At 54.7% G+C, this 24,513-nt stretch carries 19 protein-coding genes and 1 tRNA gene; all 20 read left to right on the forward strand.

Annotated elements, in window-relative coordinates; translation table 11 throughout:
• The coding region (locus JOD69_RS22990) for an EF-Tu/IF-2/RF-3 family GTPase (RefSeq protein WP_245245739.1) at positions 1-456 on the forward strand (456 nt) is incomplete at its 5' end.
• Positions 457-513: 57 nt separating this feature from the next.
• Positions 514-589: transfer RNA gene (locus JOD69_RS22995), tRNA-Trp, on the forward strand.
• A gap of 43 nt (positions 590-632) precedes the next feature.
• Complete coding sequence (secE, locus tag JOD69_RS23000) at positions 633-1,010, forward strand: preprotein translocase subunit SecE (RefSeq protein WP_077731951.1); 378 nt, start codon at positions 633-635, stop codon at positions 1,008-1,010.
• A 1-nt stretch (position 1,011) separates the two neighbouring features.
• Positions 1,012-1,545, forward strand: a complete 534-nt coding sequence (gene nusG, locus JOD69_RS23005) for a transcription termination/antitermination protein NusG (protein WP_077731950.1) — start codon at positions 1,012-1,014, stop codon at positions 1,543-1,545.
• 94 nt (positions 1,546-1,639) lie between these two features.
• Positions 1,640-2,071 carry a 50S ribosomal protein L11 gene (rplK, locus tag JOD69_RS23010; protein ID WP_077731949.1) on the forward strand — a complete coding sequence of 144 codons (432 nt, stop codon included), beginning with the start codon at positions 1,640-1,642 and terminating at the stop codon, positions 2,069-2,071.
• Positions 2,071-2,766: a 50S ribosomal protein L1 gene (rplA, locus tag JOD69_RS23015; RefSeq protein WP_086133753.1), complete on the forward strand. Its 696-nt coding sequence runs from the start codon at positions 2,071-2,073 to the stop codon at positions 2,764-2,766. The genes rplK and rplA overlap by 1 nt, the downstream gene beginning before the upstream one ends.
• A gap of 205 nt (positions 2,767-2,971) precedes the next feature.
• Positions 2,972-3,499 (forward strand): 50S ribosomal protein L10, encoded by a 528-nt coding sequence (gene rplJ, locus JOD69_RS23020; protein WP_077731947.1) that lies wholly within the window; start codon positions 2,972-2,974, stop codon positions 3,497-3,499.
• Positions 3,500-3,532: 33 nt separating this feature from the next.
• Complete coding sequence (gene rplL / locus JOD69_RS23025; protein ID WP_077731946.1) at positions 3,533-3,907, forward strand: 50S ribosomal protein L7/L12; 375 nt, start codon at positions 3,533-3,535, stop codon at positions 3,905-3,907.
• A gap of 266 nt (positions 3,908-4,173) precedes the next feature.
• The gene (gene rpoB / locus JOD69_RS23030; RefSeq protein WP_077731945.1) at positions 4,174-8,250 is read left to right on the forward strand and encodes a DNA-directed RNA polymerase subunit beta; all 4,077 of its coding nucleotides are present in this window, start codon (positions 4,174-4,176) and stop codon (positions 8,248-8,250) included.
• A 68-nt stretch (positions 8,251-8,318) separates the two neighbouring features.
• The gene (rpoC, locus tag JOD69_RS23035; RefSeq protein WP_205780990.1) at positions 8,319-12,524 is read left to right on the forward strand and encodes a DNA-directed RNA polymerase subunit beta'; all 4,206 of its coding nucleotides are present in this window, start codon (positions 8,319-8,321) and stop codon (positions 12,522-12,524) included.
• A gap of 246 nt (positions 12,525-12,770) precedes the next feature.
• Positions 12,771-13,370 (forward strand): cytochrome c, encoded by a 600-nt coding sequence (locus tag JOD69_RS23040; protein WP_240506866.1) that lies wholly within the window; start codon positions 12,771-12,773, stop codon positions 13,368-13,370.
• 215 nt (positions 13,371-13,585) lie between these two features.
• Complete coding sequence (locus tag JOD69_RS23045) at positions 13,586-14,149, forward strand: ATP-dependent zinc protease (protein ID WP_348529981.1); 564 nt, start codon at positions 13,586-13,588, stop codon at positions 14,147-14,149.
• A 40-nt stretch (positions 14,150-14,189) separates the two neighbouring features.
• Positions 14,190-15,719: an inactive transglutaminase family protein gene (locus JOD69_RS23050; RefSeq protein ID WP_086133751.1), complete on the forward strand. Its 1,530-nt coding sequence runs from the start codon at positions 14,190-14,192 to the stop codon at positions 15,717-15,719.
• 4 nt (positions 15,720-15,723) lie between these two features.
• Positions 15,724-16,686: an alpha-L-glutamate ligase-like protein gene (locus JOD69_RS23055; RefSeq protein WP_086133750.1), complete on the forward strand. Its 963-nt coding sequence runs from the start codon at positions 15,724-15,726 to the stop codon at positions 16,684-16,686.
• A gap of 146 nt (positions 16,687-16,832) precedes the next feature.
• Positions 16,833-17,921, forward strand: a complete 1,089-nt coding sequence (locus JOD69_RS23060) for a PstS family phosphate ABC transporter substrate-binding protein (RefSeq protein WP_240502616.1) — start codon at positions 16,833-16,835, stop codon at positions 17,919-17,921.
• A gap of 78 nt (positions 17,922-17,999) precedes the next feature.
• Positions 18,000-19,379, forward strand: a complete 1,380-nt coding sequence (gene pstC / locus JOD69_RS23065; RefSeq protein WP_077731939.1) for a phosphate ABC transporter permease subunit PstC — start codon at positions 18,000-18,002, stop codon at positions 19,377-19,379.
• Positions 19,372-20,685 (forward strand): phosphate ABC transporter permease PstA, encoded by a 1,314-nt coding sequence (gene pstA, locus JOD69_RS23070; protein ID WP_086133749.1) that lies wholly within the window; start codon positions 19,372-19,374, stop codon positions 20,683-20,685. The genes pstC and pstA overlap by 8 nt, the downstream gene beginning before the upstream one ends.
• A 105-nt stretch (positions 20,686-20,790) precedes the next feature.
• Positions 20,791-21,624 carry a phosphate ABC transporter ATP-binding protein PstB gene (gene pstB / locus JOD69_RS23075; protein WP_077731937.1) on the forward strand — a complete coding sequence of 278 codons (834 nt, stop codon included), beginning with the start codon at positions 20,791-20,793 and terminating at the stop codon, positions 21,622-21,624.
• A gap of 39 nt (positions 21,625-21,663) precedes the next feature.
• Positions 21,664-22,356 (forward strand): phosphate signaling complex protein PhoU, encoded by a 693-nt coding sequence (gene phoU, locus JOD69_RS23080; protein ID WP_166642721.1) that lies wholly within the window; start codon positions 21,664-21,666, stop codon positions 22,354-22,356.
• Between the two features lie 198 nt (positions 22,357-22,554).
• Entirely contained in the window at positions 22,555-24,402 is a 1,848-nt protein-coding gene (locus JOD69_RS23085) for a hypothetical protein (protein ID WP_240506863.1), read from the forward strand.
• Positions 24,403-24,513: the final 111 nt, after the last annotated feature.

Below are 24,513 nucleotides of genomic sequence, written 5' to 3' on the forward strand. Positions count from 1 at the left end.
TCCATTGTTGGTCTGCGTGAGACCACCAAGACTACCTGCACCGGTGTCGAGATGTTCCGGAAGCTCCTGGACGAAGGGGTGGCGGGTGATAACGTCGGGGTGTTGCTGCGCGGCACCAAGCGGGAAGATGTGGAGCGTGGTCAAGTGTTGGCGGCGCCGAACACGATTACCCCGCACACCCATTTTGAAGCGGAGATTTACGTGTTGTCCAAGGAAGAGGGTGGGCGTCATACCCCGTTCTTCAATGGCTATCGGCCGCAGTTCTACTTCCGGACGACGGATGTGACGGGGGCGGTGGAGTTGCCGGAAGGGGTGGAGATGGTCATGCCGGGGGACAACGTCAAGATCACGGTGAAATTGATCGCGCCGATCGCGATGGAGGAAGGCTTGCGCTTTGCGGTACGCGAAGGCGGCCGGACCGTCGGGGCCGGTGTCGTGTCCAAGGTGTTGGAGTAGAAGTCGCGGGTTCTGCGTGTTACCGCGCGGGCGGCTTGTCAAGTCGGCAGGGTATATAGGTCAGTAGCTCAATTGGCAGAGCAGCGGTCTCCAAAACCGCAGGTTGGGGGTTCGAGTCCCTCCTGGCCTGCCATCTCTGCTGCAAAGTAATCGCTTTTATTTTGGTTAGGGTGTTCATGGCTGCTCGAGCAGAGTCAGGTTCTTCGGTCATCGATACGGCGAAACTCGTGCTCGCAATCGGTTTGTTGATTGCTGGAGTAGTCGGTTTTTACTACTTCTCGCAGCAGTCGCTATTGTACCGAGTGCTCGGTGTCGTCGGTTTGTCGATAGCCTCGGTTGCAATGATTTTAACGACCTCGCTCGGAAAGAGCTTTTGGGGTTTTCTGAAAGAGGCGAGGGTTGAGGTTAGAAAGGTGGTGTGGCCGACGCGCCAAGAAACGGTGCAGGCAACATTAATCGTTATGGCCTTGGTTTTCCTTGTCGGCTTAATGCTGTGGCTGCTAGATATGTTCCTGTTCTGGGTAATTAGCCAACTGACCGGGCAGGGGGCATAGCATGGCATTGCGTTGGTACGTAGTGCATGCGTACTCCAATTTCGAGAATCAAGTAAAGCGTTCTCTGGAAGAGCGAATTAAGCGGTCGGGCTTGGAACGCTTCTTTGGGAAGATTCTTGTCCCTACAGAAGAGGTTGTTGAGATGCGTATGGGGCAGCAAAGGAAAAGCGAGCGCAAGTTTTTTCCGGGATACGTTCTGGTTCAGATGGAGCTAAACGACGAAACCTGGCATCTCGTTAAAGAGGTTCCGCGAGTTCTTGGTTTTATCGGCGGAACATCGGATCGGCCGGCGCCGATCTCGGATCGGGAGGCCGAGGCCATCTTGAGTCGGGTCGAAGAAGGCGCAACGAAACCAAAGCCAAAGGTGCTTTTCGAGGTTGGTGAGGTTGTCCGAGTAGTTGAGGGTCCTTTTAAGGACTTCAATGGCGTGGTGGAAGAAGTCAATTACGAGAAAAACAAACTCCGTGTGTCGGTTTTGATTTTCGGGCGTTCAACGCCGGTTGAGCTCGATTTCGGTCAGGTCGAAAAAGCATAATCCTACTGTTGTTCATAATTTCCCGCGGCGAGCGTAGGCAGTATGTTGCGGGCATGGGGAGCTTTAAAGCGTTATCACCCATCAGGAGTAAATAATGGCAAAGAAAATAACCGCATATATTAAGCTTCAGGTCAAGGCCGGTGAAGCAAATCCCAGTCCTCCCGTCGGGCCGGCGCTCGGCCAGCGCGGTGTAAATATCATGGAGTTTTGCAAGGCATTCAATGCTCACACGCAAGGTGTCGAAAAGGGATTGCCTCTGCCCGTTGTTATCACGGTATATAGCGATCGTAGCTTTACATTCATCACGAAAACGCCTCCGGCCTCGGTTTTGCTGAAAAAAGCGATCGGTTTGGCTAAGGGTAGCAGCAACCCGAATACAAACAAAGTGGGAACCGTTACTCGCGAGCAGTTGGCGGAAATCGCCACCTTGAAATCGCCTGACCTGACTGCGGCCGATATGGATGCAGCGATCCGTACTATAGCGGGCAGTGCGCGTAGCATGGGTCTGAATGTGGAGGGTGTGTAATGGCGAGGTTGAGTAAGCGCGCTAAATCGATCAAAGAAAAGCTCCAGCCTGGAAAAATATACGCTGCCGACGAGGCCTTCGCTGTCTTGAAAGAGCTTTCGACAGTCAAGTTTGTCGAGGCGGTCGATGTAAGCGTAAATCTCGGTGTTGACCCGAGAAAGTCGGATCAGGCGGTTCGTGGTGCGACCGTGCTGCCCCATGGTACCGGAAAATCCGTTCGTGTCGCCGTGTTTGCGCAAGGCGCTAACGCCGACGCGGCGAGAGAGGCTGGTGCGGATATCGTCGGTATGGACGACCTCGCCGCTCAAGTCAAGGCAGGTGAACTCAATTTCGATGTTGTCATTGCTTCGCCGGACGCAATGCGCGTGGTGGGGCAGTTAGGTCAGATTCTCGGTCCGCGCGGCCTGATGCCCAACCCCAAAGTCGGCACGGTAACTCCGGATGTGGCAGGGGCGGTCAAGAACGCCAAGGCGGGACAAGTTCGTTATCGAACCGACAAGAAAGGCATTATTCATTGCACCATCGGCAAAGTGAACTTTGAGGCGGTGGCGCTGAAGGAGAATCTCGAGGCGCTGCTATCCGACCTTAAGAAGGCGAAGCCCTCCACATCGAAGGGCGTCTATCTGAAGAAAATTACCGTGTCATCCACCATGGGGCCTGGATTGCAGGTCGATCATGGTAGTCTGGCGGCATAAGTAAGACAGACTTTGGGTTGCCGGCACCGCCGGTAACCGTCAAAGACCGCAGGCGCGCCTGGTGCGCTTAATCGATAAAGCCTGCGCAGACGGTGTACTGAATCCGTGATCGGTGAAAGGAGCCGTTTTTAGGGGCATCCTGATTCTGGATGTTTTTTGGCTCTGAATGGTTCCCAACTGTTCAGACTACTATTGGAGGTAAAAGGTGGCGCTAAGACTGGATGACAAGAAAGCCGTCGTCGCAGAAGTCGCTGCTATTGCCGCTCAAGCGCACTCTGCAGTAGCTGCAGAGTATCGCGGGTTAACCGTTTCTGAACTGACCAACCTTCGTAAGGTTGCGCGCGAATCGGGTGTGTATCTGAGGGTTATCAAAAACACCCTCGCCCGTCGGGCCGTGGAAGGCACCGAGTTTGCGTGCATGCAAGAAGGGTTGGTCGGGCCGTTGATCTTGGCATTTTCGATTGAAGATCCAGGTTCCGCGGCTCGCGTGGTCTACGACTTTTCGAAGCAGCATGAAAAACTGGCAGTGAAGTTGGTTGCTGTGGGTGGAAAGCTGTATGGCGCCTCGGAGATCGAACGGCTATCCAAGCTACCGAACAAAGAACAAGCTTTGGCCATGTTGATGGGCGTAATGAAAGCGCCGATCGAGAAGTTCGTCAGAACCCTGGCGGAGCCTCATGCCAAGCTGGTTCGGACGGTGGCAGCGGTGCGCGATCAAAAGCAGGCAGCGTAAGCAAGGTTAGCAGATTTATTTTGGAGTATTTCGATGGCTGTATCTAAAGAAGATATTTTAGAAACCATTGCCAACATGACGGTGATGGAAGTAGTGGATTTGATTTCCGCCATGGAAGAGAAATTCGGCGTTTCCGCCGCGGCTGCGGTAGCTGTAGCGGCACCGGCAGCATCGGCTGCACCGGCGGCTGAAGAAAAGACCGAGTTCGATGTTGTTATGACCGGCTTCGGCGATAACAAAGTGAACGTCATCAAAGTGATTCGCGCGATCACCGGTTTGGGTCTGAAGGAGGCTAAGGATCTGGTCGAAGGTGTTCCTTCGACGGTCAAGGAAGGCGTGAGCAAGCAAGAGGCCGAAGATATCAAGAAACAATTGGTCGAAGCCGGCGCTGCGGTTGAAATTAAATAATTGTTGCTCCGTCTGACCTAAGTCGACCTTTATAAGGCTGGCAGCTGATGGCTGCCGGCCTTTCGGCGCTTGCGACGATCTTTCGTAAACGTGTATGGCTCGTCCTAGCGGAGAGCAGTTGAGGCGTACAGTGCAATCGAGTCCCCGGCCGAATTACTTCTACTGTCCTATGTCTAATTCTAATCCGCAAGTGGTCATCCGAGTCTTCTAATTTCCTTTTAGACATCGTGGTAATTTCGTTTGAACATTTAAGGTAAGGAACCACTATGGCCTATTCTTTCACCGAAAAAAAACGCATTCGTAACAGCTTTGGCAAGCGTCGTGACGTACTTGAAGTCCCTTATCTTTTAGCAACCCAAGTCGATTCATACAAGAGATTTCTGCAGGCTGACGTTCCTCCCAGCAAGCGTGTCGATGAGGGCCTGCATGCCGCGTTAAGATCTGTTTTTCCGATCGAGAGCCATACTGGGCATGCCATTCTCGAATACGTAAATTACTCCTTGGGCGAGCCCACGTTCGATGTCAAAGAATGTCAGCAGCGGGGCGCGAATTACGCGGCCCCCTTGCGTGTGCTGGTGCGTTTGGTGATCTATGACCGTGAGGCGCCTGCCAGTGCCAAGGTCGTGAAGGATATCAAAGAGCAGGAAATTTACATGGGCGAAATCCCGCTGATGACGGACACGGGGACTTTCGTTGTCAATGGAACGGAGCGCGTGATTGTCTCGCAGCTGCATCGTTCGCCCGGCGTGTTCTTCGATCATGATCGCGGAAAAACCCACTCATCCGGGAAGCTTCTGTTCAATGCGCGGATCATTCCCTATCGGGGATCCTGGCTGGACTTCGAGTTCGATCACAAGGACTGTGTCTACGTACGAATAGACCGTCGGCGAAAGCTGCCCGCCACAGTTCTTTTGCGGGCCCTAGGTTACGATAACGAGCAGATCATAAAACTGTTTTTCGAGACCAATCGCTTCTCGTTTATCAAAGAAGGCATTCTGCTTGATTTGATTCCCGAACGTTTGCGTGGCGACATCGCCAGTTTCGACATCAAGGCCGATGGTCAGATGATTGTAGAAAAGGGGCATCGGATCACGGCTCGGCACATCCGGCAGATGGATAAAGCGGGGCTGAAGCAATTGGACGTGCCGCGGGATTACCTCTATGGCAAAATTCTCGCTCATAATGTGATCGTCCCGAGTACAGGAGAGTTGGTGGCCAAGGTGAACGACGAGATCACGGAGGACCTATTGAGCCGCATCATTGCGGCCGGCATCGAGGCCATCGACACGCTTTACATCAACGACCTCGACCGCGGCCCGTACATGGCGAACGCCATGCGGATCGACACGACCGAGACTCAGCTCGATGCGCTGGTGGAAATCTACCGCATGATGCGGCCCGGTGAGCCGCCAGCCAAAGAAGCCGCGCAGACGCTGTTCGACAATCTTTTCTTCTCCCCGGACCGCTATGATCTGTCGGCGGTCGGTCGGATGAAGTTCAATCGCCGCCTCGGGCGTTCGGAGATTACCGGACCGGGCGTACTGACGAAAGAAGACATAATTGATGTCCTCAGGGAACTCATCAATATTCGTAACGGCATAGGCACGGTCGACGATATCGACCATCTGGGCAACCGCCGTGTACGGTCCGTTGGCGAAATGGTGGAGAATCAGTTCCGGCTGGGTCTGGTCCGCGTCGAGCGCGCCGTCAAGGAGCGCCTGTCCCTGGCGGATGCCGAGAACCTGATGCCGCAGGAAATCATCAATGCCAAACCGGTCGCGGCATCGATCAAGGAGTTCTTCGGCTCGAGCCAGTTATCTCAGTTCATGGACCAGAACAATCCGTTGTCCGAGGTGACCCACAAGCGCCGTGTTTCGGCCTTGGGACCGGGCGGCCTCGCTAGGGAGCGTGCGGGTTTCGAGGTGCGAGACGTCCATACGACCCACTACGGGCGCGTTTGTCCCATCGAAACGCCGGAAGGACCCAATATCGGTCTGATCAATTCATTGGCGGTTTATGCGCGTACCAATGAATACGGATTTCTCGAAACGCCATACCGTAAGGTGATCGACGGCATCGTCACCGACGAAATCGAATATCTTTCCGCGATTGAAGAGGGCAAGTATTTCATTGCTCAGGCCAGCGCCAAGGTGGATGAAAATGGTCGACTGATCGATGACCTGGTTTCTTGCCGGCACAAAGACGAGTTTACCCTTGCATCGGCCGATCAAATCAATTACATGGACGTGTCGTCACGCCAGATCGTGTCGGTCGCGGCATCGCTGATCCCGTTCCTGGAGCATGACGACGCCAACCGGGCATTGATGGGATCCAACATGCAGCGCCAGGCCGTACCGACACTGCGGACCGAGAAGCCCTTGGTCGGCACGGGCATGGAGCGCATCGTAGCCAGAGATTCCGGGGTAACGGTTATCGCCAAGCGTGGCGGGACGGTGGAGTTCGTGGACGCCGGACGTATCGTCGTGCGTGTGAACGACGACGAAACCGAAGCAGGCGTACCGGGCGTCGATATCTACAACCTGACCAAGTACACGCGGTCGAACCAGAACACCTGTATCAATCAAAAGCCCCTAGTAAAACTGGGTGACAGCGTCGCGAAGGGCGACATCCTCGCAGACGGACCGTCCACCGACATGGGTGAACTAGCCTTGGGTCAGAACCTTCTGGTGGCGTTCATGCCCTGGAATGGATGCAATTTCGAGGACTCTATCCTGATTTCCGAACGAGTGGTGCAGGACGACCGCTTCACGACCATCCATATCGAGGAAAAAACTTGCGTCGCTCGCGATACTAAACTCGGACCGGAAGAAATCACTGCCGATATTCCGAATGTCGGCGAAGCCGCGCTGGCCAAGCTGGATGAGTCCGGGATCGTTTATATCGGGGCCGAGGTAAAGGCGGGCGATATTCTGGTGGGGAAGGTCACGCCCAAAGGCGAAACCCAGCTGACCCCTGAAGAAAAACTGCTCCGGGCCATATTCGGCGAGAAGGCGTCGGATGTGAAAGACACATCTCTGCGCGTGCCCTCCGGCATGGACGGCACTGTCATTGACGTCCAAGTGTTCACTCGTGACGGCGTCAAAAAGGACGATCGGGCGAAGCAGATCGAGCAGGCGGAAATCGACCGGGTCAAGAAGGACCTGAACGACCAGTTGCGGATCATCGAAAAGGACTTTTACCAGCGTGTGGAGCAGATGCTGCTGGGCAAGCTGGCCGAATCGGGCCCGAACAGGCTGCGCTCCGGAGAGGTAATCACCCGCGAGTACCTGGAGGGACTCAAACAGTCCCAGTGGCTGGAGATTCGCCTACAAGACGAAGACTTGAACGTTCAACTCGAAGCCATCGCCGAGCAGATCGCTCAGCAGCGCGAGGAAATGAACAAGCGGCTGGAGGAAAAAAAGAAAAAGATCGCCATGGGCGATGATTTGCCGCCCGGGGTCTTGAAGATGGTCAAGGTCTATCTGGCCGTCAAGCGTCGCATCCAGCCGGGTGACAAGATGGCGGGACGCCACGGTAACAAGGGTGTTATTTCTCAGATCGTCCCCGTCGAGGATATGCCTTATCTTGCGGACGGAACTCCAGTTGACATCGTGCTCAACCCGCTAGGCGTGCCTTCGCGTATGAATGTCGGTCAGGTATTGGAAACCCATCTTGGCTGGGCTGCCAAAGGGTTGGGGCTCAAGATCGGCAAGATGCTGGAAGCCAAGGCCAAGATCGAGGAAACGCGCCAGTTCTTGAAGGAAGTCTATAACTGCAGTGGCAAGAACGAAGATTTAGACCTGTTGTCCGATAACGAGATTCTCGAACTCGCCTCCAACCTCAGGGGAGGGGTGCCCATGGCTACGCCGGTTTTCGACGGTGCCACCGAGGACGATATCAAGACCATGTTGCGCTTGGCGGATCTACCGGAAAGCGGCCAAACGCGGCTAACGGACGGACGTACCGGCGAAATCTTCGATCGGGCCGTCACCGTCGGCTATATGTATATGCTCAAGCTTAACCATCTGGTCGACGATAAGATGCATGCCCGCTCCACCGGACCGTACAGTCTGGTTACGCAGCAACCTTTGGGTGGCAAGGCCCAGTTCGGCGGTCAGCGCTTCGGGGAGATGGAAGTCTGGGCGCTGGAAGCTTATGGCGCAGCCTATACCCTTCAGGAAATGCTCACGGTCAAATCGGACGACGTCACCGGGCGTACCAAGATCTACAAGAACATAGTCGATGGTGACCATCGCATGGAGGCGGCCATGCCCGAGTCGTTCAACGTGTTGATCAAAGAGATTCGATCCCTCGGCATCAACATCGAGTTGGAACAGGACTAATACGCTAGACGCATGATCCGGACCGTCTAAAGGTCCGGATCGGCAGAACCGAATTTAGGAGAACGTCTGTGAAAGATCTCATTAACTTCTTAAAGCGTCAAAACCAGGCGGAAGAATTCGATAGCATCCGCATCAGTCTTGCTTCGCCCGATATGATTCGGTCCTGGTCTTACGGAGAAGTGAAGAAGCCCGAAACGATCAACTACCGTACTTTTAAGCCGGAGCGCGACGGTTTGTTCTGCGCAAAAATTTTCGGCCCGGTCAGCGACTACGAATGTCTTTGCGGCAAATACAAACGCCTGAAGCATCGCGGCGTCATTTGCGAAAAATGCGGCGTCGAAGTGACTCTGTCCAAAGTCCGTCGGGAGCGCATGGGCCATATCGAACTGGCCAGCCCTGTCGCGCATATCTGGTTTCTCAAATCGCTGCCGTCTCGAATCGCGTTGCTGCTCGACATGACCCTGCGCGAAATCGAGCGGGTGCTCTATTTCGAATCGTATGTCGTTATCGATCATGGCATGACCCCGCTCACGCGCGGCCAACTCTTGACCGAAGAGGAATATCAGCAGGCGGTACAGACGCACGGCGATGAATTCGTCGCGAAAATGGGTGCCGAAGCGATCTATGAGATGCTGAAGACCATGGATCTCAACGCGGAAGTAGCCACGCTGCGGGAAGAGATCGATTCGACCAATTCCGAAACGAAGATCAAGAAACACACCAAGCGCCTCAAGGCGATCGAATCGCTGATTTCGTCCAACAATCGTCCCGAGTGGATGATTCTGACCGTTTTGCCGGTATTGCCGCCGGAATTGCGTCCTCTGGTTCCGCTCGATGGCGGCCGTTTCGCCACCTCGGACTTGAACGACCTATACCGCCGCGTGATCAATCGCAACAATCGCCTGAAGCGGCTGTTGGATCTCAATGCGCCGGACATCATCGTGCGCAATGAAAAACGCATGCTGCAGGAAGCTGTCGACGCCTTGCTCGATAACGGCCGTCGCGGACGCGCCATAACCGGCTCGAACAAGCGGCCGCTCAAATCGCTAGCCGATATGATCAAAGGCAAGCAGGGGCGATTCCGCCAGAACCTGCTCGGAAAGCGCGTGGACTATTCCGGCCGTTCGGTGATCGTTGTCGGTCCTACCTTGAAGTTGCACCAGTGCGGCTTGCCGAAGAAGATGGCTCTCGAATTGTTCAAGCCGTTCATCTTCAGCAAACTTCAGTTCCGCGGGCTTGCGACCACGATCAAGGCCGCCAAGAAAATGGTGGAAAAAGAAAGCGCGGAAGTTTGGGATATTCTCGACGAGGTGATCCGCGAGCATCCGGTCTTGCTGAACCGTGCGCCTACGCTGCACAGGCTCGGCATCCAGGCTTTCGAGCCGATCCTGATCGAGGGTAAGGCGATCCAGTTGCACCCCTTGGTCTGCACGGCCTTCAATGCCGACTTCGACGGCGACCAGATGGCGGTTCACGTTCCGCTTTCTCTGGAGGCGCAGTTGGAAGCTCGCACGCTGATGATGGCGACGAACAACATTCTGTCGCCGGCCAACGGCGAGCCGATCATCAATCCTACCCAGGACGTGGTGTTAGGGCTCTATTACATGAGCCGCGAAAGAATCGATGCCAAAGGAACCGGCATGTTTTTCGCGGACGTGGCCGAAGTTCAGCGAGCGTTTCAAACCAAGTCAGTCGATCTCCATGCCCGCGTGCATGTTCGGATCCATGAAACCATTGTCGGGGAGAACGGCGAAAGAACGACCGCGTTTAAGCGGGTTGAAACCATTGTGGGGCGCGCGCTGATTTGGACCATCGTGCCGGAGGGAATCCCGTTCGAGATGATCAACCAGGATATGACCAAGAAGGCGATCTCCAGACTGATCAACTACTGCTATCGCACTTTGGGCATCAAAGCCACGGTTGTCTTTGCCGATCAGTTGATGTATCTGGGCTTTTCTCACGCGACCCGCGCCGGCATGTCTTTCGGTGTCGACGACATGGCTATCCCGACTCGGAAGGAAGAAATTATCCGGGCCGCAGAACTGGAAGTTAAGGAGATCCAGAATCAGTATGCTTCGGGTTTGGTGACCGACGGCGAGCGCTACAACAAAGTCGTCGATATCTGGTCGCATGCGAACGACCAAGTCGCTAAGGTCATGATGGAAGGACTGGGTACGGAAAAAGTCGAGATGCCCGATGGACAAACCGCCGAGCAGAAGTCCTTCAACTCGATCTTTATGATGGCCGATTCCGGTGCCCGTGGTTCCGCGGCGCAGATTCGCCAGTTGTCCGGTATGCGCGGCCTTATGGCGAAACCGGACGGGTCGATCATCGAAACGCCCATTACCGCCAACTTCCGGGAAGGATTGGACGTTCTTCAATACTTCATCTCGACTCACGGCGCTCGTAAAGGTCTCGCCGATACCGCGCTCAAGACCGCGAACTCGGGTTATCTCACGCGCCGGCTTGTGGATGTGGCCCAGGATTTGGTCATCACCGAAGACGATTGCGGCACCAATGACGGTTTGCTCATGGCGCCCTTGATCGAGGGCGGCGATGTGGTCGAGCCTCTGGCTGAGCGGGTGCTCGGACGGGCATTGGCCGAGGACGTCAGAGATCCGTCCACTCAGGAGTTGATCCTGACCGCCGGCTCGATCCTGGATGAACACGCCGTGAATGTGCTGGAAGCCCATAGCGTCGACAACGTGCGCGTACGGTCGGTCATCAGCTGCAGAACCCGCTACGGCGTTTGCGCTACGTGTTACGGACGCGATCTGGGGCGTGGCCACAAGGTCAATAGCGGCGAGGCGATTGGGGTTATCGCGGCTCAGTCGATCGGCGAACCCGGCACCCAGCTGACCATGCGCACCTTCCACATCGGCGGTGCGGCATCCCGGTCGGCAGCCATTAGCAACGTGGAAGTGAAATCCGCGGGTACGATCAAGCTGACTAATCTGAAGACGGTCGTCAACAAGGACGGCAACCTGGTCGCCGTCTCGCGGTCGGGTGAAGTCAGCGTGATCGACGAACACGGCCGTGAGCGTGAGCGCTACAAGATCCCTTACGGTGCCGTTTTGTCGGTACGCGAGGGCAGTCCGGTCAGGGCCGGTCAGGTCGTGGTGAACTGGGATCCGCATACCCACCCGGTTGTTACCGAAGTTAAGGGTTACGCCAAGCTGGTCGATTTCATTGAGGGCGTCACGGTTCGCGAGCAATCGGACGAAGTGACGGGCTTGAGCTCCATGGTGGTCATCGATCCCAAGCAGAGAGGTGGCGCGGGCAAGGATTTGCGGCCGATGGTCAAGCTGGTCGATGAGCAAGGGAACGACATTCGGATTCCCTCTACGGAAATCGCGGCCCAATATTTTCTGCCGGCCGGTGCCATCATCGGTATTCACGACGGCGATTTGGTGCAGGTCGGTGACGTCTTGGCGAGGATTCCTCAAGAGTCCAGTAAGACTCGCGACATTACCGGTGGTCTACCTCGAGTTGCCGATCTTTTCGAAGCCCGTAAGACGAAAGATCCGGCAATTTTGGCGGAGGCTACCGGCACCGTCAGCTTCGGCAAGGAGACGAAAGGCAAGCGTCGCATCATTATTACCGATGCCCACGGCCACCAGCATGAAGTGCTCATCCCGAAATGGCGTCACATCACGGTGTTCGAGGGCGAGCATGTGGAACAAGGTGAAACGATAGCCGAGGGCGATCTGACGCCTCACGACATCCTCCGGCTTCGTGGGGTGGCCGAATTGGCATCTTATTTGGTGAAGGAAATCCAGGACGTCTACCGGCTGCAAGGCGTGAAGATCAACGATAAGCACATCGAGGTTATCATTCGCCAGATGCTGAGAAAGGTTGAAATTACGGACCCCGGCGACACCATTTTCCTCAAGGGTGAGCAAGCCGATCGTGCGCGGGTGCTGGAGGAGAACGATAAGGCCGAGGCCGAAGGCAAGATTCCGGCGTGCTACGAGCCGGTTCTCTTGGGTATTACAAAAGCCTCGTTGTCTACCGAGTCGTTTATTTCCGCCGCCTCTTTCCAAGAGACTACTCGTGTGCTGACGGAAGCCGCGATTCGCGGTTTGAGCGACAAGCTCCTCGGGCTGAAGGAAAACGTTATCGTTGGTCGCTTGATTCCCGCCGGAACGGGATTGGCCTACCATCTCGATCGCAAACGCCGGGCGAAGCTCGCGGAGGGCGAGGAAGTCGAAGCGGCAGCAACGATCGATGCGGGTGACGTAGAAGAAGCCTTGAAACAAGCGCTGAGCATGTAGGACGGCATCCAAACGGCGGGCCGATCTCTCAAAATCGGCTTGCCGTTTTTTGTCGAGCGATTGTCAAACAGTGATTTATCAGTAATATAATTCGTTTAACTTTGGGGTCCTCGTTGTCCCCGACATGCTGCCCGGTTCAATCCGGGTTTTTGCTGTCTATGCGGGGGAGCAATTCATCGCGGCGCCTGTTTCGCTAGTTTGATAAGTCCGTAGATTCTTGGAGCACATTGAATGAAAACAAATAATTTGTGGGGCCTGATGGCTGCAGGTTTGGCTGGTGCGTTAATCGTTCCGGGCGTCAATGCGGCCGGAGATCCCGAAGCGGGAAAAACGAAGTTTTATACTTGCGAAGGGTGTCACGGGGTGGCTGGGTACACGAATGCCTATCCCACCTATCATGTGCCGCGCGTCGGGGGGCAGCACGCCGATTATGTCGTTTCAGCGCTTAAGGCTTACCGTTCCGGACAGCGTAAGCACGGAAGCATGCTTGGAAACGCGGCGAACATGAGCGATCGAGATATAGAGGACATCGCCGCTTATATATCGCGGTTCCGTGCAATAAACGTCAAATTGCCCGTTACCGGCAATCCGGCAGTCGGGCAAGGGAAAGCGGAAAGCTGTGGGGGATGCCATGGAGAAGACGGCAATACGACCGATCCGAACTTTCCGCGTCTTGCCGGACAGCATGAGAGCTATCTCATTAAATCTTTGCAGGATTACAAATCCGGGGCCCGGAAAAATCCGATCATGAATGGCATCGCCGAAGGGCTGTCAGAGGAAGATATGAAGGATATCTCCGCTTATTACGCGAGCCAGAAAAAAGGTTTGACGATAGTCGAAGATTAGTCTTGATCCAACTCCCCGGTTTGGATCGATTCTAAATTAGTTTTGCTTTCTTGTACTTGCCGGAGAAGTCAGCTTCGGCAAGTCGTTCCCCGCGTGGTGAATGTGAAGAGTATCTGCGGTCGTGCCATTCTACGCCGTTGGCAGCTATCCGACGCCACCAGCCTCACGTCCTTAATCGTGTTCCGCCGCTCGTCGATTCCCGTTAGCGTAGACGAGTGCTCCAAATCTATAGCTTCGTGATGCGATTCGGCACCTTGATCTTCTTGTTGACACTCTCAATCGCGATTTTGGCTGCCGAGGCGCAATCGGCCGTCCGCGAAAAAGCCGTCATGGGCTGGCTGGAATCCGTGTTTCTCAAGCCATGGAACATCCGCATAACGGCGAAGCTGGATACCGGCGCCAAAACGTCGTCTTTGCATGCCGACAACATCGAGCACTTTACGAAAAATAGTGAGGAATGGGTACGTTTCACGCTGACCGGAACCGACGACGATAAATCCATCACGGTTGAGCGTCCTCTAGTCCGGACTGTTTATATCAAGGAGCGTAAGACACGCGCGACCAAGCGTGACGTCGTGAAGCTGGTGCTGTGCAAGAATGGCAGAAATTACGAAACCGAGTTCACTCTTGTCGATCGGAGCAATTTCAATTACCCGGTGCTTTTAGGCCGAAGTTTTCTCAAAGACGTAGCGCTGGTCGACTCGGGGGACACCTTTTTGTATAAAGCGGATAGCGACCCTTGTGTGTCTAGCGAGTCTGACCAAAACAAAAGCAAATAGACGCACGGTTCGACTGTCACCCTTAACGTAGGATAAATTCTTGCGGAACCTGCACGTTAAGATACTGGCATTGGTCTTGGTGGCCATCGGTGTTTCGCTGTGCTGGTACAAGGTAACCCGGCTCGGTTTGCCTTTGCTGCCTACAGAGCAGGCGGAAGTGTGGACCGTCGAGGCGCGCATCGAATTCAAGGCGAAGCGGGATACGCCGGTAAAGGTGCATTTCTCCATTCCCCGCGCCCCTGTTGGTTACACGGTCGTCGACGAGAACTTCGTATCCAGCAATTATGGCCTGACGACCGAGGATGACGGGACACGGCGCTTCGCTGAATGGGCAGTGCGGCGGGTAAAAGGTTATCAGGTGCTTTATTACCGCATTAATCTGGCCCGCGATCCGATGGCGACCTTGCCTTCCGCAATCTCTTCGGTACCCAGTGTACAGGCATCCGAGTTTCCGGAGTTGATGCGTTCGGCCGCATGGGCCTTGCTGGACGAGGTGCGCAGCAAATCCGCCGATGCCGCTACGTTTGCCCGTGAGCTGTTGTTGCGCCTTAATGCGCCGACTCCCGATCCTAACGTCGTTTTGCTCAGGCAGGACATCCAGGGTTCCGAAGACTGGGTTCGCCGAGTCATAAATTTGCTGGCTGCCGCGGATGTTCCGGCGCGAATGACACATGTCCTGATTCTCAGGGACGGTATCAGTCACGGCGCCTTGACGCCTTGGCTGGAAATCTTCGACGGTGTCGGTTGGCTGCCGTTCGGTCCGGAAACGGGTGAAACCGGATTTCCCAAAGAAGCCGTCGTGTGGCATTTGGGAGATTCTCCGGTGCTCGAGGTAACGGGCGGCAAGCATGCCAAAGTCGAATATTCGGTGAGAAAACATACTCAGGACATGACCCTAGTAGCCGAGCAGCGAGCGCGGCAGATGGGTTCGCGCATCATGGAGTTTTCTCTGTTCAGCCTTCCGGTACAAACTCAAAACGTCTATCGCGTGCTGCTCTTGGTGCCGGTAGGCGCGTTTTTTATCGTGTTCTTGCGCAATGTCATCGGCATCAAAACGTTCGGTACCTTTATGCCGGTTTTGATCGCGTTGGCTTTTCGAGAGACCGAACTCTTATGGGGCGTGATGCTTTTTTGCGTACTCGTGGCGTCGGGACTCCTCATCCGCTTCTATCTGGAATATCTAAAGCTTCTATTGGTTCCCCGTTTGGCGTCGGTGCTGATCATCGTTATCTTGCTGATGGCGACGGTCAGCTTATTTAGCCACAAATTGGGTATAGATCGTGGTCTTTCGATAGCCCTGTTCCCGATGGTGATTTTAGCGATGACCATAGAACGAATGTCTCTGGTTTGGGAAGAGTCGGGTCCTGCCGAAGCCCTGAAACAAGGACTGGGAAGTCTGCTGGTTGCTTCGCTTGCCTATCTCATTATGAGCAGTAAAACCCTCGGACATCTCGTGTTTGTGTTCCCGGAAATCCTCTTGGTGGTACTCGCTATGACCTTGTTGCTCGGACGCTATACCGGTTATCGCCTGACCGAGCTATGGCGTTTCAGAGCGGCGCTGAGACGATAGGCATATGGGATTTTGGAGCATTCGATTTCCTTGGGAGCGCCTGCGCGGCCAGGGAATTATGGGAATGAACGAACGCAATGCTGATTTCATTCTCCCGTATAATCCCCGCCGCTATTTTCCCTTGGTCGATGACAAGTCCAAAACCAAAGCGCTTGCTTTGAGCGCTGGCATTGCCGTGCCGAAACTGTACGGAATCGTCGAGATCGAACATCAAATCGAGAAGTTAAGGGAGATGGTCGAGCCGTATGAGGATTTCGTCATCAAGCCGGCGCACGGCAGCGGTGGCGAGGGAATCCTGATCATCGTCGGCCGCCAAAACGGACGCCATCGAAAAGCCAGTGGCGCTTTGGCCAATGATGATGAAGTGGGGCATCACATTTCCAATATCTTGAGCGGTATGTACAGTCTGGGCGGGTTGCCCGATTCGGCGTTGATCGAATATCGGGTCAAATTCGACCCGATATTCGATCAGATCAGCTATCAGGGCGTGCCGGACATCCGAACAATCGTGTTCCGAGGGGTGCCGGTGTTGGCCATGATGCGGCTGCCGACGCGATTATCCGACGGCAAGGCGAATCTCCATCAGGGTGCCATTGGGGTCGGGATAGATTTGGCGAGTGGGCGAACGTTTTCCGGTGTCTGGCGCGAAACGCCCATTGATCAGCATCCGGATACGGGAGGCAAGCTAGCCGGATTGGAAATTCCGTATTGGAGTGAAATTCTTGCGCTGACGGCGCGCTGTCACGATTTGGTCAAGTTGGGGTTTATCGGTGTCGATATTGTTTTGGATAAGAATTTTGGTCCATTGATGCTTGAAATTAACGCTAGACCGGGCTTGAGCATTCAGCTCGCCAATAAAATCGGCATTCTGCCTCGTTTGCGCCAAGTCGAACGTATGGCTGAAATACCGCTTTCTGTAGAGGACCGAGTCGAGCTGGCACAAAACCTGGCCACTTCAAATCCATAGTTTTTCGGCCTCGAGTTGATTGGGGCACACTTTTGTAGGTTGATGAGATCTAAATACGGCGTTCGGACCCATGGCGGATTGAAATATTACGGTAACAATTCTTTGTTAAAAATGTCCTGCTGTGAGGCGATTTCCGGAATCTAGCCGTGGTTGATATTCAGTTTACGATGGGGGATCTAGTGAAAAATAAATTCTTGGGGTTCGCAGCGGTCATCTCGATGGCGCTGTTCGGCGCTAAGGCACACGCCGAAGCAGCCCGCGATTACATCAGTATTGTGGGTTCTTCGACTGTTTATCCGTTTGCGACGGTAGTCGCGGAACAATTCGGGAGAGGCGGCAAATTCAAGACTCCAAAAATCGAGTCGACCGGAACCGGCGGCGGCATTAAGCTTTTCTGCAGCGGTGTTGGCGTTCAATACCCCGATATCGCCAATGCGTCACGTCCGATGAAAAAGGCCGAGTTGGCTGCCTGTCAGAAAGCCGGCGTAAAAGAAATTACCGAGGTGAAAATCGGTTATGACGGGATTGTGTTGGCCCACGCCAAGTCAGCGGAGGCGATGGAGTTGACGCGCCGCGAAGTGTTTCTGGCGCTCGCCAAGAAAGTGCCCGATCCATCCTGCCAAGAATGCGACAAACTGGTAGATAATCCGTACAAGACTTGGAACCAAATCAATCCGGCTTTGCCGAATGTCAAGATCGAAGTGCTGGGGCCGCCGCCGACTTCCGGTACACGAGACGCCTTTGCCGAGTTGGCGCTGGAAGGCGGCTGTCAGACCTTCAAATGGATTAAGGCTTGGAAAGAAAAGGACGAAGCACAGTATAAAGGAATTTGCCAAACGGTCAGGGAGGACGGCGCGTACATCGAGGCGGGCGAAAACGACAATTTGATCGTTCAAAAGCTGAATGCCAACCCCAAAGCTTTAGGTATATTCGGTTTCAGTTTCTTGGACCAAAATGGCGACAAAATTTCAGCCATTCCCATGGATGGAATCGCACCGGATTACGACACTATCTCGGCCCAACAATATCCTGTTTCCCGGCCGATGTTCTTTTATGTTAAAAAGGCCCACGTCGGCGTGATTCCGGGAATCGAAGCTTATGTCGCGGAGTTTACGAGCGAGAAAGCCATGGGGGAGGAAGGCTATCTGACGGATAAAGGTCTGATTCCTTTGCCTAATAGCGAGCGCAAGGAGGTTGCACAGAATGCAAAGAGTTTGAAGAACTACTCGATGTGACGAAAGTCATTCGAGAAGCGATATTTCAGCGACCGGGTTGCAATCCCGGTCGCTTGTTTTTCGAGGGCTTGCCTTAGAATGCAGAAATCCACACTTCTGTTCCTGCTTGTATTGCTAAGTGCGGCCGCCTACCACATCGGTCGCCGGCGGTCTCTACAAGTGGCCGGTGGAACGGTCAGGAGTCTTCACTCGTTACCGAGTTATTACGGCTATTATGCTGCGCTTTGGTGTGGAATTCCGGCGTTATTGGTCTTGTTTTTATGGACCGCCTTTGAAAATTCGATCGTAATCCAACTGGTTGTTTCGGCACTCCCGGAAGAATTGAGCTCGGCCCCACCGGATCGGATCGGCTTATTGGTCAACGATATTCGGAATGTTGCAAGCGGCGCCGTTGCAGGGGAGATCGAGCCAGCCGTCGAGGCTGCGGCAAATCACTATCTTAGGCTCAAGGATACGAGTAATCGTTTACTGAGCGTATTGGCCACTTTCGTGGCTATCACCGGAGCCGCCTACGCTCGCCAACGAATCAGCAAAGAACATCGAGCCCGGAACCACGTGGAAAAATCGATAACGGTTTTTCTGATCGTTTGCTCGACCCTTGCCGTTTTTACGACGATCGGCATCGTTTTATCGGTTCTTTTCGAATCGATCCGCTTTTTTAAAGAAGTACCCATTACCGAATTTTTGTTCGGCTTGGATTGGAGCCCGCAGATGGCTATCCGGGAGGATCAAGTCGGTTCTTCCGGGGCTTTCGGCGCCGTGCCTCTGTTCGTAGGCACTCTGTTGATCTCCTTGATTGCAATGCTGGTGGCGGTTCCGATCGGTTTGCTGTCGGCCATTTATCTATCGGAATACGCTAGTTCCAGGTTCCGTGCCACGGCCAAGCCGCTTCTGGAAATTCTTGCCGGTATACCTACCGTTGTTTATGGCTTCTTCGCGGCGCTGGTGGTTGCCCCGTTCGTTCGCGATTTGGGTGCGCGGATCGGTCTGGACGTATCGTCTGAAAGCGCGCTGGCTGCGGGGTTGGTCATGGGCATCATGATTATTCCGTTCGTGTCGTCGCTTTCCGATGACTTCATCAACGCCGTGCCTCAATCGCTTCGCGACGGCGCTTATGCATTAGGTGCGACCCAATCCGAGACGATTAGGCAGGTGATCATACCGGCGGCGCTTCCAGGCATAGTGGGTGGTGTTCTGTTGGCGGTGTCACGCGCCATTGGCGAAACCATGATCGTGGTTATGGCGGCAGGGCTCACGGCCAATCTCACGGCTAATCCTCTGGCGGCTGTCACCACCGTCACGACCCAAATCGTAACCCTGCTGGTTGGCGATCAGGAATTCGACAGTCCAAAAACCTTGGCGGCTTTCGCTCTCGGACTGGTGCTCTTTTTGGCAACCTTGGCGCTGAACATCATCGCTCTGCATATCGTGCGCAAGTATCGGGAACAGTATGAATGAGATCTGTGAGATTTCGGGGGGCTCTTCTTCCGACCGGACTATCGATGTCGTCCATGCTAGCCTGGTAAAACGGCGACAGGCGGAGAAACGTTTCCGACTTTATGGGCTCTTGTCCATTGTTGCCGGTTTGTGTTTCTTGGTCCTTCTATTCGGAAGCATCATCGCCAGGGGGTATACGGCCTTTCAGCAAACGTCGATAGCGCTGGACGTCTATTTCGATCCCCAACTCATCGATCCAGACGGTAGACGCGACCCGTCCGCTCTCATGGAAGCGGATTATGACCGGCTTTTGAAAAACGTTCTGAGCTCGATGTTCCCCGACGTGAAGGAGCGCCAGGCAAAGAGAGCGCTTTATAGCCTCTTGAGTGCAGGCGCTTCCTACGATCTCCGCGACCTTGTTTTGGCCAACCCGGAGCTCATCGGCAAGACTCAGAAGGTGTGGATTTCCGCCGACGACGATACCGACATGCTTGTGAAAGGGCAGTTGGGACGGACCGGAGCGGAGGGCGAGCGACGCATCAAAGATAATCAAATCGCCTGGATTGATAAGCTCGAGGCTGATGGCCGTATCAAGAAATCGTTCAACACGGCCTTCTTTACGTCGGGCGACTCGCGGGAGCCGGAGTTGGCGGGGATATGGGGCGCCGTGATGGGGTCTTTGTTTACGCTCTTGGTAACCCTCAGTCTCTCGCTACCGATCGGCATGGCCGCGGCGATTTATTTGGAAGAGTTCGCGCCGCGGAATCGTTGGACCGATCTCATCGAGGTCAATATCAATAATCTGGCGGCGGTTCCATCGATCGTATTCGGTTTGCTCGGGCTTGCGGTATTCATCAACTTCTTCGGGTTGCCGCGATCATCGCCGTTGGTCGGCGGCTTGGTGCTGACCTTGATGACCCTGCCCGTTATCATCATTGCCGGACGGTCCGCTTTGAAGGCCGTTCCGCCGTCGGTGCGCGAAGCTGCGCTGGGCGTGGGTGCTTCCCCGATGCAGATGGTGTTCCATCACGTTCTTCCATTGGCTGTTCCCGGGATGATGACGGGGGCTATTATCGGCATGGCGCGTGCGCTGGGTGAAAGCGCTCCGCTCCTCATGATCGGTATGGTGGCGTTCATTGTCGACGTCCCCCAAAGCATCATGGAGCCTTCGACGGTTCTTCCGGTGCAAATCTATCTTTGGGCCGATAGTCCGGAGCGTGCCTTTGTCGAGCGTACATCGGCGGCCATCATGGTTTTGCTGGTGTTTTTGATTTTTATGAACGGCTTGGCGGTTTATATCCGCAAGCGCTTTGAGCGACGCTGGTAATCACTAAGAACGCGCTTTCACCAAACGGTCGGAAAGAAAATAGGTCGAGGTATGAATTCATTTATGGAATTTAAGACGTCGGTATCGCACAGAGAGCCGCCACGAATGAAAGTCCGCGAAAGAATTTCGGAAGCTTCCTTCAACCGGGAATATTCACACACGGTCGGTGAAATTACTTCACCGAATTCACGCATCGTATGCCGTAACGTAAACGTCTATTACGGTGAAAAGCACGCCATTCAAGATGTTGGTCTCGATATCGGCCGCAATGAAGTGATTGCGCTTATCGGGCCGTCCGGATGCGGCAAGTCGACCTTTATCCGATGTCTCAACCGAATGAACGACACCATCCCGGGGTGCCGAGTCACGGGGCAAATCGTACTCGACGGTCAGGATATCTACGACGGCTCGCTCGATGTGGTGCCGTTACGCGCTCAAGTCGGCATGGTGTTCCAAAAACCCAATCCGTTTCCGAAGTCTATTTTCGAGAACGTGGCCTACGGACCGCGGATTCATGGTTTGGTTTCCTCGAAGGCGGAGCTCGAAGAAGTGGTGGAGACGTCCTTGAGGCGCGCGGGCCTTTGGGACGAGGTCAAGGATTATTTGCATCAGCCGGGGACCAGCCTGTCGGGCGGACAGCAGCAAAGGCTCTGCATCGCGAGGGCGATCGCGGTCAACCCCGAGGTGATTCTGATGGATGAGCCGTGCTCGGCGCTAGATCCGATCGCGACGGCCAAGATCGAGCAACTGATCGACGAGCTTCGCTCGCATTACACGATCGCGATCGTAACGCACTCCATGCAGCAGGCGGCGCGCGTTTCGCAGCGGACGGCCTATTTTCATCTCGGCCGGTTGATCGAAGTGGGCGAAACGGCGCAGATTTTTACGAATCCCCGCCATCAGTTGACCGAGGATTACATCACCGGACGTTTCGGTTGATGAAACGGAATCCGGCCATGAACCGAGATGGGAGACGCGATGACAACTCAGGGTGAAGGGCACATCGTCAAACGCTTTGACGGCGAGTTGAGCCAGCTTCATTACCGCATCGTCGAAATGGGCGGGTTGGCATTGTCTCAGCTCAAGGATGCATTGCGGGCGATCAAGACCAAAGACATGGCGTTGGCCAGCAAGATCGGTCAGCGCGAGAACGAGCTCGATCTTCTCGAAGTGGAGACCGATGGGACTATTGTGGAGGTTCTTGCGCGCCGCTGCCCCGTTGGCGGGGATCTTCGGATGATCATGGCGGTGTCGAAGGGCGTTACCGATTTGGAACGTATCGGCGACGAAGCGATGAGGGTTGCGAACATCGCCCTGCAAATCTATGGAAACGATACCAGCGACCCGAACGAGCATCTGCTGCGCGATGTGCACGTCATGGGGCAAATGGCGGTCGATGCGCTGGAAAAAGCTTTGGATGCGTTCGACCGGTCCGATGAAGACGCGGCCCGAGACATCATCGCCCATCACCGCGCGTTCGAGGATGAGTTCGAGGCGAGCTTAAGGCGGTTGATGACTTATATCATGGAGGATTCCCGAAACATCGGTTTCGCGATCAACACGGTGTTGGCCGTCAAGGCCTTGGAGCGTGTCGGCGCCCATGCGCAGAATCTTGCCGAGTATGTCGTTTTTCAGATTAAGGGAAAAGACGTCAGGCACCAAAGTCCATGATGGCTCGCCCATTGCGATAGACCGCCGTCGGCTGGATATGCCGGCAATGACACGGTATAGTCCTATGCTGAAGCGCAACTCTTTCTAAAGCAGCGCATGCCTTAACCCTCATCTTCTTTTAGCGATCGCGCCCGTATTACTATGGTTTTTCGGCCGGTGGCGTTAACCGAAGCCGGTAGTGTGCGCCAATATACACAGATGCCAAAATCGACAATTCCACGAACCTTCGTATTCGAACGAAGGCTGATCGCTTTGCGACGTCTTGTGCTCCTCCGTTCCAGTTTGACTCGATTCGCCGCCGCGGGAGTGTTAATCCTCTCGGGGTGTGCCGGAACGCGGGAGGTTTCCATCGATTATCCGGAGACGGAATCGGCAGAACTGCGCGCCTTGCCGGGCATGTCTGCGGTGCAGGGCGATGATTTCTATGTTCAACTGATTTCCGAATTCGAATTCGAGCGCGATGCAAGCCGCGGACAGCCATGCCAGGACTTCGGCAGAAGCTATCAGAAGGGCGGTACCTCGGCCGCACTTTTATTCCAAATCAGAAACGATAAGCTCAAGCTTTACCAGGAAGTGCCCGCGCTCGTTTATCAGACGGCGGCCGGAGAGTGCAGCTTTACCTTCAATGCCAAGAAAGTTTATCTGACGCCTTGGATGAGGCTCGATACCGCCGAAGACACCCAAATCGACTTCAGTTTCGTCAATAGTTTGAACAGCGACGTCGATTTCGCCAAGCTGGCGAGCGATGTCGGCACGGCGAGTGGCGTGCTGGCCCTCACCGGAGCGGGAGCCGGTGTGGCCCTCGTGGGGCAGCTTGCCTCGGGGTGGATGCTGAATAACGAGAATCGGTCTGCGGAAATGACGCAGGCAGATGCTTCAGGGAGTCAAAGCAGGCGTGAGACACATTCGCTCCCAGCGGCCATTACGCTGAACAACCAGGGAGGCATCGTCAATAAAACCCGATTTGTCATCCGTGAGATTTCGGACAGTCCCGTCGCAATCCTGGGCACCGATGCAAAGGCTTTGGGCGAGGTCAGGGTCCATGGCGCCTTGCGCTCGTCCCTCCTGATGAAGATCAATCCGGACGGATTGCCGGATGCGAGAGATCTCTCTCTCGAAGAGCTTTGGCGCTCGAAAATGCAGGGGGGATCAGCGAATGGGACCTTGTTGAAATACATCGCCGAGGCGGATCATCCCGATCGCCCGAATCTTCAGCCGAACTGGGACAGTTATAAGGACGTCGAGAGCAGTTGTCGGAAGCTCAAGGTCGTGATGAAAGATCTCGGCTTCAATAAATTCGACCGCAATGCCGTGCTTTACTACTTCTTGGATAAGAGCGCCGATTGGAGGAACTACAACGTGCCGGGGCAACAAGTTCTCAGCGGAACTGTTCCCAATAGCCAGTTACAGCAGTACCGGGCTAAGGGCTTCGGCGGATGCTTGGCCTCGGAAGACTATGAGACGATGAAAAAAATGGGGTTGTCGGTCAATTCCGAGGAGGATTGGCGAGGAATCTTGCAACAGACCCAAGAGAAAGAAAGTTATTTCGCTGCCATTCGCTCCGTGGAGCGCCAACTCACCGCGGCGATGACGAACTCCGATCCTGCGGTGGCCGAGCGTCAATTGTTTCCTTTAATTGCGTCCGACGAAAAGGGGACGGGCACCGTATTGCTACAAAACCATCTCGCGGATTTCGGTCTCGAACAGATATTGAATGTTCCGGCCGTGCCGGGGGCCGGGATTGTAGCAACGTCGGCGCAATTGGCTCAGGTTTTTTCGGCACTTCAGATTGATGCCTTGAGCTGCGCCCGACCTGCATTCGAGCAGGGGCGACCGCTCAAAAACTTGGCGATTATGCTTTTTGCGACAAGAATCGGGAGTCCTTTGGCTAAAGGCGGAGCCCTGGAGTTCGAGTTTGACGGCGGAAAGGTCAAACGCATTGCTTTCCAGCATCCGGTCTATCGCGATCATTTGCAGAATTTGCGCGACTATCCGGACCTGGGTGGTTGCAGAGTTGACGCCGGATTCGTAGAGCGGCTTAACTGAATATCCGTGAAGCCGCGCAGCTCATGCGCGTTTGATAATAAATTGATTCCTGGGCACATTTAGCGGCGCAGGACGATCGGTCCGCAACGGGGCTAAAACGCCGTCTCGTGT

The organism is Methylocaldum sp. RMAD-M (genome assembly GCF_017832375.1).
GTDB lineage: Bacteria > Pseudomonadota > Gammaproteobacteria > Methylococcales > Methylococcaceae > Methylocaldum.

What these genes read in the sequence shown, in the direction of transcription:
- secE (WP_077731951.1), top strand. Translation starts at nt 633, where the DNA reads ATGGCTGCTCGAGCAGAGTCAGGTTCTTCGGTCATCGATACGGCGAAA.
- nusG (WP_077731950.1), top strand. Translation starts at nt 1,012, where the DNA reads ATGGCATTGCGTTGGTACGTAGTGCATGCGTACTCCAATTTCGAGAAT.
- rplK (WP_077731949.1), top strand. Translation starts at nt 1,640, where the DNA reads ATGGCAAAGAAAATAACCGCATATATTAAGCTTCAGGTCAAGGCCGGT.
- rplA (WP_086133753.1), top strand. Translation starts at nt 2,071, where the DNA reads ATGGCGAGGTTGAGTAAGCGCGCTAAATCGATCAAAGAAAAGCTCCAG.
- rplL (WP_077731946.1), top strand. Translation starts at nt 3,533, where the DNA reads ATGGCTGTATCTAAAGAAGATATTTTAGAAACCATTGCCAACATGACG.
- rpoB (WP_077731945.1), top strand. Translation starts at nt 4,174, where the DNA reads ATGGCCTATTCTTTCACCGAAAAAAAACGCATTCGTAACAGCTTTGGC.
- JOD69_RS23055 (WP_086133750.1), top strand. Translation starts at nt 15,724, where the DNA reads ATGGGATTTTGGAGCATTCGATTTCCTTGGGAGCGCCTGCGCGGCCAG.
- pstC (WP_077731939.1), top strand. Translation starts at nt 18,000, where the DNA reads ATGCAGAAATCCACACTTCTGTTCCTGCTTGTATTGCTAAGTGCGGCC.
- pstA (WP_086133749.1), top strand. Translation starts at nt 19,372, where the DNA reads ATGAATGAGATCTGTGAGATTTCGGGGGGCTCTTCTTCCGACCGGACT.
- pstB (WP_077731937.1), top strand. Translation starts at nt 20,791, where the DNA reads ATGAAAGTCCGCGAAAGAATTTCGGAAGCTTCCTTCAACCGGGAATAT.
- phoU (WP_166642721.1), top strand. Translation starts at nt 21,664, where the DNA reads ATGACAACTCAGGGTGAAGGGCACATCGTCAAACGCTTTGACGGCGAG.
- JOD69_RS23085 (WP_240506863.1), top strand. Translation starts at nt 22,555, where the DNA reads ATGCCAAAATCGACAATTCCACGAACCTTCGTATTCGAACGAAGGCTG.